Source organism: Bradyrhizobium sp. (genome assembly GCF_019244115.1).
Lineage (GTDB): Bacteria > Pseudomonadota > Alphaproteobacteria > Rhizobiales > Xanthobacteraceae > Bradyrhizobium.
In genome coordinates this window covers 1-3,461 of record NZ_JAFATE010000479.1, presented here as the reverse complement: position 1 = coordinate 3,461, position 3,461 = coordinate 1, and the positions used below count along the sequence as shown (strand labels likewise).

At 63.9% G+C, this 3,461-nt stretch carries 5 protein-coding genes and 1 pseudogene; 4 read left to right on the top strand and 2 right to left on the bottom strand.

Features of this window, described 5'->3' with window-relative positions:
• The first annotated feature begins 108 nt into the window (after window positions 1-108).
• The 3 genes from JOZ76_RS21120 to JOZ76_RS21110 all read left to right on the top strand — a co-directional run bounded on the left by JOZ76_RS21120 (window position 109) and on the right by JOZ76_RS21110 (window position 2,431).
• Window positions 109-993, top strand: a complete 885-nt coding sequence (locus JOZ76_RS21120) for a hypothetical protein (protein WP_291701481.1) — start codon at window positions 109-111, stop codon at window positions 991-993.
• A gap of 68 nt (window positions 994-1,061) precedes the next feature.
• Complete coding sequence (locus JOZ76_RS21115; protein WP_441300065.1) at window positions 1,062-1,439, top strand: cytochrome C; 378 nt, start codon at window positions 1,062-1,064, stop codon at window positions 1,437-1,439.
• A 155-nt stretch (window positions 1,440-1,594) separates the two neighbouring features.
• Window positions 1,595-2,431 carry a metal-dependent phosphohydrolase gene (locus JOZ76_RS21110; protein WP_291701479.1) on the top strand — a complete coding sequence of 279 codons (837 nt, stop codon included), beginning with the start codon at window positions 1,595-1,597 and terminating at the stop codon, window positions 2,429-2,431.
• Window positions 2,432-2,465: 34 nt separating this feature from the next.
• Here JOZ76_RS21110 and JOZ76_RS21105 read toward each other — a convergent pair whose 3' ends face one another.
• Together JOZ76_RS21105 and JOZ76_RS21100 are read right to left on the bottom strand one after the other, a co-directional pair.
• Window positions 2,466-2,648: a hypothetical protein gene (locus tag JOZ76_RS21105; RefSeq protein WP_291701477.1), complete on the bottom strand. Its 183-nt coding sequence runs from the start codon at window positions 2,646-2,648 to the stop codon at window positions 2,466-2,468.
• Window positions 2,649-2,724: 76 nt separating this feature from the next.
• Window positions 2,725-3,153 carry a hypothetical protein gene (locus JOZ76_RS21100; RefSeq protein ID WP_291701475.1) on the bottom strand — a complete coding sequence of 143 codons (429 nt, stop codon included), beginning with the start codon at window positions 3,151-3,153 and terminating at the stop codon, window positions 2,725-2,727.
• A 179-nt stretch (window positions 3,154-3,332) separates the two neighbouring features.
• Between JOZ76_RS21100 and JOZ76_RS21095 the strand changes: the two are divergent.
• Window positions 3,333-3,461 (top strand): annotated as a pseudogene (locus tag JOZ76_RS21095) (NADPH-dependent FMN reductase); the annotation flags it as partial.

The window sequence follows — 3,461 nt, the reverse complement described above, 5'->3', positions numbered from 1 at the left end:
AGAGCGTTGCAAAAGCCCCAATCTGATCCAAGTCGCGGGCTAGATTTCGGGCATTCTATCTGCCTCTGATTCGGCGGACCAAACGCGATTTGCGAAGGGATGTGGGTTATGGGATTTTTCAAGCGTGATGTTGCCCCGGTCGAACGCTTCGAGCGCGCCCTCAAGGACAAGCAGGCGGCGCGGGCGCGGCTTGCGGAGCAGCTCGGCGGGGCCGAACAGGTCCTTGCCGACATGCGCGCCGCGGCCGAGCAGCTGGCGGTGGCCGGCGCCAGCAATACGAAACTGGAGCGCGCCGAGGTCAAGCTGCGCGCTGTCGAGGATCGCGTCAAGAAGCTGCGGGCCGAACTGGCGGAGCTCGACGAGCAGATCGTCGCAACCGAGCGGGCCTGTGCCGACGCCAGGGCCCAGCGCGACCGCGACATGACGGCCGACGGCATCGAGGCGATGGTTTTGGCCATCGAACAGGCGGCCCCGAAGTTCGAAGCCGGCGCCCGCTCGCTGATGGAGGCGGTCACCAGAAGCGGTGCGCCATTGCCGGATGCGAGCCGGTTCGCGACCAGCGTGGAAGCGGTGCGCCGCGAAGTGCTCTCCGCCGTCGAACTGCTGTGCTGGGAGCTGCGGTCCACCGCCGTCCGCACGCGCGCCGGCAATGCCAATGCCGCGCTGCTCGCGCAGGCCGAGCCGGAACAGCCACAGCTTCCGGAGATCGAGCGTCAGGTGATCTATACGCTCAATCCGCTCCGCTGGCGCGAGGGCAGCGAGCTGCGCAAGGCGCAGGCGTTCACGCTGGTCGACCTGCCGCGGACGCTGCTGAGCACGGCGCTGCGCCATCAGCACGTCGATTATCCGAATGCGCGGCGCGTGCAGACCCTGATGCAGGTCCATGGTGGCGAACGGCTGCGGAGCGATCTCGGGGATGACGATCCGCAGTTCATCGATCTCGACGTGCTCGCCGCCGACGACAGCGAAACTCCGCGCGCCGATGTGGCTTGAGCGCTGAGGGGCCTGCTCCACGCCGAGCATTGCGTATCGCCGGGCAAGTGAGAGTTAAGAGTATGCAATTGGTCGGCAGGCAGCCCTGGTTTGGCGGAGTGGCGCTCGCGCTGCTCCTTATTGGCGTCATTTTTCTGGTCACGGATCCGGCCGCGAGGGCCGAGAACCTGGATGAGGGCAAACCGGCGGCAAGGCTGTTCGCCGACGGCTGTTCGACGTGTCATCACCGCGCCCGCGGGCTCACCAAGGGGCGCTTCACCGTCACGCTGTACCTGTTTCTGCAGCAGCATTATGCGAGCAATTCGAGCTCGGCCTGGGCCCTCGCGTCCTACCTCGAGTCTGTCGACGGTGCACCACATGGTCAGACACGGAGCGTCATGACAAGGCCGTCGCGGTCTCGTCCGCCGGGGTCCTTGCGGCCGCCCATGCCGATACCGCAGCACTGACGAACTGCGATCGCACGGTCGATTGTGCTTCACGATTTGCTTCCGCTGCAAGCCGTCGTGTTTGGCCCGCAGACCCGAGATGGGATATGCTGCGCACGCGATCGCGGTCACGTCGATGATCGGGGGTGTCGACGGGCCGAAGCGGGACGGCTTCCATGATCACTATTCCTGAGCTGGCGGCGGACGAGCTGGAGGAATTTCTCGGCTCCTACATGCGTCGCCGGTTCGGCTCGTCGCAGATGCGGCTCGTCGAGTGCGTGACGTCGGCCGCGCGCATGGCGATCGAGTGCATCGGCAACAGTGACGCGCTCTACCACAATGTCGAACATACGCTCCTGGTCACCCTCGCGGGGCACGCGATTTTCCGCGGCCGTGCCCTGCACATGCATGTGACGGCGGACGATTATGCTCATCTCATCATTGCCTGCCTCACCCATGACATCGGCTATGTGCGTGGCCTTTTAAGGGATGACGACGCGAACGGCTTTGTGATCGACCCGACGGGGAAGAAGATGATGCTGCCGCGCGGCTCATCGGATGCCGCGCTGATGGCCTATCACGTCGACCGCTCCAAGCTTTACGTCTTGAACCGCATTGCGGGAATTTCTCCGCTCGATCCCCAGCGCATCGCCGATGCGATCGAGGGCACGCGGTTTCCGCCGGTCCCCGGCCGGCAATGCGATGAGGAGGCATCGATCGTGCGCGCGGCCGACTTCATCGGTCAGCTCGGCGATCCCAACTACATCCGGAAAGCCAATGCCCTGTACCACGAATTCGAGGAGGTCGGCATCAACCGCCAGCTCGGCTATGAATCGCCGGCCGATATCATCAATCGCTATCCGCAATTCTACTGGGACAGCGTCGCCCCGCAGATCCAGACCGAGATCGGTTATCTGAACATGACCTCGGGTGGGCGCCAGTGGATTGCAAACCTCTATGCCAACGTGTTCCGGGCCGAGCGTGACATCGCGCTGTCCGGGCCGCAGCAATGACGGATGCGAGTCGGCGTGGAGGCATCATGGCCACTCATGAAAGCGGACCACCGGCCTCGGCGAGGTGGCCGAGGAAACGCAGCGCTCTCTTTATTCCGCGGAAGGCCTGGTCGCGGAATGCACGAAGACGAGCGCGCGCGCTGGCTGATGCGGGTTCGTCCTGCGCCGCGTCAAGCGCGATCCGCGGATGATGGATGGGAATGGCGCGCTCAAACATGGGAATGTCTCCACGGCCGGCCTGTTCGGCAAATCACCCGCCGACCAGCCCATCATGTTGGCTGCGGACCAAGGTTTCAAGGACGTCTGATGGGTTGTTCGACGGATCGCATCTGCCGCAATGCAGCTTGCGCGGGCAGCGCAACAACGTTGACCTGGGTCAATGCATCAAGGGCAATTGGAAGGTTTTCGGCCACGCTGGCGCGCTCGCCCTTGTTCGGACCGATTATCCCGAACACACCACGACCGTGCTCGGACGATTTGGCGCCGTGCCCGACCAGTTGCGCTTTGAGGAAGGTCCGGTCTAGCGGCCGGCCGCTTGCAGCCAAGCACACCGCCGGGAAGGTAAGGGGCCATGCCTCACTGATGCGGCCCACTAAACCTTCGCCCGGCGTGCCGTTCGTGGCTTTACCGCTATACCATGGTCCGAACGCGAACCACGCTACTATCGCGGTTCTCTCTGCGGAGGTGGAGTCATTGAACCTCCCGTTTGCGTGGTTGACCAATGTGATCGCCAAGCGAGGCGACGCAGCAATGCTCCTCCCATCGCTTCGCGCTGTCAAGCCGGATCATCCCGGGAGAGCCGGGGTGGGGCAGGTTTCCGAAGAGGGCGCGGCGCGGATTTTGCGCTAGTTCGGCACGCTTTATGGATAGTCGGATCGCTGCGTGGTAACGTCCGGGCAGAATGACGCATCGCATTCTGGTTTTTTACGGCTCCTACCGCTCCGATCGAATGGGCATCCGCCTTGCTCACTTCGTCGTCGCTGGCTTGCGGGCGCGCGGGCTGGAGGTCGCATTGATTGACGCCAAGGCC

Coding starts and splice junctions, on each gene's coding strand:
- JOZ76_RS21120 (WP_291701481.1), top strand. CDS start 109: ATGGGATTTTTCAAGCGTGATGTTGCCCCGGTCGAACGCTTCGAGCGC.
- JOZ76_RS21110 (WP_291701479.1), top strand. CDS start 1,595: ATGATCACTATTCCTGAGCTGGCGGCGGACGAGCTGGAGGAATTTCTC.
- JOZ76_RS21105 (WP_291701477.1), bottom strand. CDS start 2,648: ATGTTTGAGCGCGCCATTCCCATCCATCATCCGCGGATCGCGCTTGAC.